Genomic DNA, 3,750 nt, shown 5'->3' on the forward strand with positions numbered 1-3,750 from the left:
ATCGACACTTCTTGTTGAAATTGCAATTATTTTCATATGCAATGACCTCCTTTTTAAATTCATGTTACTTATTATATAAATTTTATATAGAAATGTCAAGATTAAGCTTTCACTATTTTCAGATGTTTCTGAAAATTATAAATTTTTTAGCACATATTTTCCACCGATAAATATTAATTTTTCTAAAGTTATACTATACTATTGTAAATAATTAGAAAGATATGTATAATAATAATTGTGCTAAATTTAAAGGAGGAATAATTGGATGAATTATATATTGACAGTTAAATACCCTAAACAAGAAGTTATTGAAGACGGAAAAGAATCTGTTACAAATATAAAGGAAAATATTGAAGATGCTTCAGCTGAACTACTCCTTGAAAAGTATCAAGAATTTCAACGTGTGGGATATGATGTTAAAGTCAATTTTGTAACTTCGGATGTTTACGATGAATTTGATGTATTCAAAATGGCTGAGATTTTCGATCTTAATGCTATAGATTACAGCGCTAAACTAAAGTTTATTAATCGTTCTAACAAAGGTTCTCATGACTACATTAGCAGTCTTGCTAAACTTTTTGATAGATATACTTTCGACTATGATATTTCTATTAAATTAAAAGTTAATGAAAAATCAGAGATTGATTTCCAAAATGAAGATACTTGGTTTGGTGAAACACCTATTTACCAAATCAATCCAAAAATTAAAGTAAAAGATGCAAAATTGTTTAAAAATTTATACGACGAGTTAAATGAAATAGCTCAAGTTAGTGCCGAAATTAAACCTAAAAAAGTTGAAGAGAAAATACTTCTATTATCGTTAGATAATTACCCAGCTGGAACAGAAGTAGTATTTACGCTTAAAGATTCAGAAATATACGAATAATATATAAATTTAAAATACTTGAAGGATTATTATAAATATGATAATTTTTCAAGTGTTTTTTTCAACATAATATACAAGATAAAGAACTGCTAGACTGTCCTTATACTGCCTAAGAGAAAAATTTAAGTAGAAGAATGCTTCCTAGATGCCTACCCTAGCTTTCTAGTGCATTTATTTTTACATCTCCCAATTTACCAAAAACTAAAATCAACAATTTTTATTTTTAAACAAAAAAAGACACCAGAGAAAATTCTCTGATGTCTTGACGTAATTTGGTATAAGACCAATATTAACGTTTTGAAAATTGAGGAGCACGTCTCGCACCACGAAGACCGTATTTTTTACGTTCTTTCATACGAGGGTCACGAGTTAGTAATCCTGCTGGTTTTAAGTCTTTACGGTATTCTGGGTTTACTTCTAGTAAAGCACGTGCAATTCCGTGACGGATTGCTTGAGCTTGTCCTGTGTATCCTCCACCGTTAACGTTAACTAAAACGTCATAGTTACCTGTAGTAGATGTAACTTCTAAAGGTTGCATTAAGTCTAATACTAATGATTCTAATGGTAAGTATTCACGCATTTCTCTGTTGTTAATAACAACTTTCCCTGTTCCAGGTACTAATCTTACACGTGCTACTGAGCTTTTACGGCGTCCTGTACCGCGATATTCTACTTGTGCCATTTAATAATTTCCTCCTATATTATCCACGTAATTCGTATTTTTCTGGTTTTTGTGCTGCGTGTGGGTGTTCAGCTCCACGGTAAACGTGAAGTTTCATACCTTGAGCTCTACCTAAAGTATTTTTTGGTAACATACCTTTGATAGATAGCTCTAAAAGTTCTTCTGGATATTTTTCTACCATTAATCCAGCAGTTCTTTCTTTTAACCCACCTGGGTGCATTGTGTGACGACGGTAAATTTTATCAGTTAATTTTTTACCAGTTAACACAATTTTAGCAGCGTTGATAATGATAACATTATCCCCAGTATCGATGTGTGGTGTATAAGTAGGTTTGTGTTTCCCTCTTAAAATTGAAGCTACCTCTGATGATAAGCGACCTAAAGTTTGACCTTCAGCATCGATTACATACCATTTTTTTTCTACAGTTGATGGCTTTGCCATATATGTTTGACGCATGTCTTTTTTCCTCCTAGATGTTGTTTTAAATCTGTCATAACGACTAAGTTTTCCGGGGCTTACTCGTGAAGATATATAAACAATATCATAAGTAATAATACCTTATTTTAAGACGAATGTCAAGATATTTTCTTTACTTTTATTTATATTTCTCTATCTTTTTTCAGCTCGAAAAATCAAAATTAAGGGATACTCTAATTTTTACTTTAATATATTTATTTCACCCTTAATTTATCGTTATTAATTTTCTTTATTGAATTATTTAATTGTTTCTAATGCAGCTTTTACTCTTGCAGCTACACGTTCTTTACCTAGTAATTCTAAGCTTGTGTTTAATTCTGGACCGTGCATTGATCCTGTTGAAGCGATACGAATTGGCATAAATAAGTTTTTACCTTTAACACCTGTATCTTTTTGAATCGCTTTGATTAAAGCTTTAATGTTATCAGCTGTGAATTCTTCTACTTCTTCAACTTTCGTTAAGAAATCTTCGAATACTGTTGCTGTAGTTTCTTGTTTTAGAATTTCTAACTCTTCTTCATCAAATTTAACATCCTCAACGAAGAATTGTTTTGTTAACTCAACGATTTCAGCTCCGTAACTCATTTGTGGTTGGTATAATGAAATTAATTTTTCAAACCATGCTTTATTAGCTTCTACTTCTTCAGCTGTTGCTACACCTTCTTTAATGAAGAACGGTAATGATAAGTCTACGATTCTTTCTAAAGGTTGAGCTTTGATGTACTGGTTGTTAATCCATGTAAGTTTATTATTATCGAAGAATGCTGGTGATTTACTCAGACGTTTTTCATCAAAGATTTTCACGAATTCTTCTTTAGTGAAAATTTCTTGTTCACCTTCTGGAGACCATCCTAATAAAGCGATGAAGTTAAATAATGCTTCTGGAAGGTACCCTAATTCATCATATTGCTCGATGAATTGAATGATACTTTCATCACGTTTAGATAATTTTTTCTTACTTTCATTAACGATAAGCGTCATATGACCAAATCTTGGTGGCTCAAACCCTAATGCTTCATACACAACAAGTTGTTTTGGTGTATTAGAAACGTGGTCATCCCCACGTAATACGTGAGAAATTTTCATTAAGTAGTCATCGATAACAACAGCGAAGTTATATGTTGCTACTCCATCATTTTTAATAATTACGAAATCTCCGAAGTCATGCCCTTCGAATGATAATTCACCTTTAACCATATCATCAAATTTGTATGTTCTGTCTTGAGGAACACGGATACGGATAGCAGGTTTCCTACCTTCTTTTTCAAAAGCTTCTTGCTCTTCTTTACTAAGATGAGCGTGTTTTCCGCTGTAACGTGGTGGTAATCCGTTTGCGATTTGCTCTTCTCTTTCAGCTTCTAATTCTTCAGCTGTCATGTAGCATTTATAAGCTTTGTCCTCAGCGATAAGCTGATCAGCATATTTTTGATAAATATCAATTCTCTCAGATTGACGGTATGGACCAAATTCTTTTTCTTTTCCAATACCTTCATCATAATCTAAACCTAACCAGTTCATATATTTAAGTTGGCTACGTTCACCTTCTTCTTTGTTACGTTTGAAATCCGTATCTTCAATTCTTAATACGAAATCTCCTCCGTTGTGTTTAGCAAAAAGGTAATTAAATAATGCAGTTCTTGCATTTCCGATATGTAAATTTCCTGTTGGAGATGGTGCATATCTTACTCTTACTTTTGTCATAGT

At 32.1% G+C, this 3,750-nt stretch carries 4 protein-coding genes; 1 reads left to right on the plus strand and 3 read right to left on the minus strand.

All coding sequences use genetic code 11. The annotated features are described in order from the left end of the window. Window positions 1-265: 265 nt before the first annotated feature. Window positions 266-886, plus strand: a complete 621-nt coding sequence (locus tag RWN11_RS07525) for a hypothetical protein (RefSeq protein WP_314161111.1) — start codon at window positions 266-268, stop codon at window positions 884-886. Window positions 887-1,175: 289 nt separating this feature from the next. Here the strand turns inward: RWN11_RS07525 and rpsI are convergent, their stop codons facing one another. The 3 genes from rpsI to gltX all read right to left on the minus strand — a co-directional run bounded on the left by rpsI (window position 1,176) and on the right by gltX (window position 3,747). Further along, a complete protein-coding gene (gene rpsI, locus RWN11_RS07530) occupies window positions 1,176-1,568 on the minus strand; it encodes a 30S ribosomal protein S9 (protein ID WP_003145894.1) in 393 nt (130 codons plus the stop codon). A gap of 19 nt (window positions 1,569-1,587) precedes the next feature. After that, window positions 1,588-2,025 carry a 50S ribosomal protein L13 gene (gene rplM, locus RWN11_RS07535; protein WP_314161112.1) on the minus strand — a complete coding sequence of 146 codons (438 nt, stop codon included), beginning with the start codon at window positions 2,023-2,025 and terminating at the stop codon, window positions 1,588-1,590. A 258-nt stretch (window positions 2,026-2,283) separates the two neighbouring features. Continuing rightward, window positions 2,284-3,747: a glutamate--tRNA ligase gene (gltX, locus tag RWN11_RS07540; protein WP_314161113.1), complete on the minus strand. Its 1,464-nt coding sequence runs from the start codon at window positions 3,745-3,747 to the stop codon at window positions 2,284-2,286. Window positions 3,748-3,750: the final 3 nt, after the last annotated feature.

Source organism: uncultured Gemella sp. (genome assembly GCF_963519265.1).
Classification (GTDB): domain Bacteria; phylum Bacillota; class Bacilli; order Staphylococcales; family Gemellaceae; genus Gemella.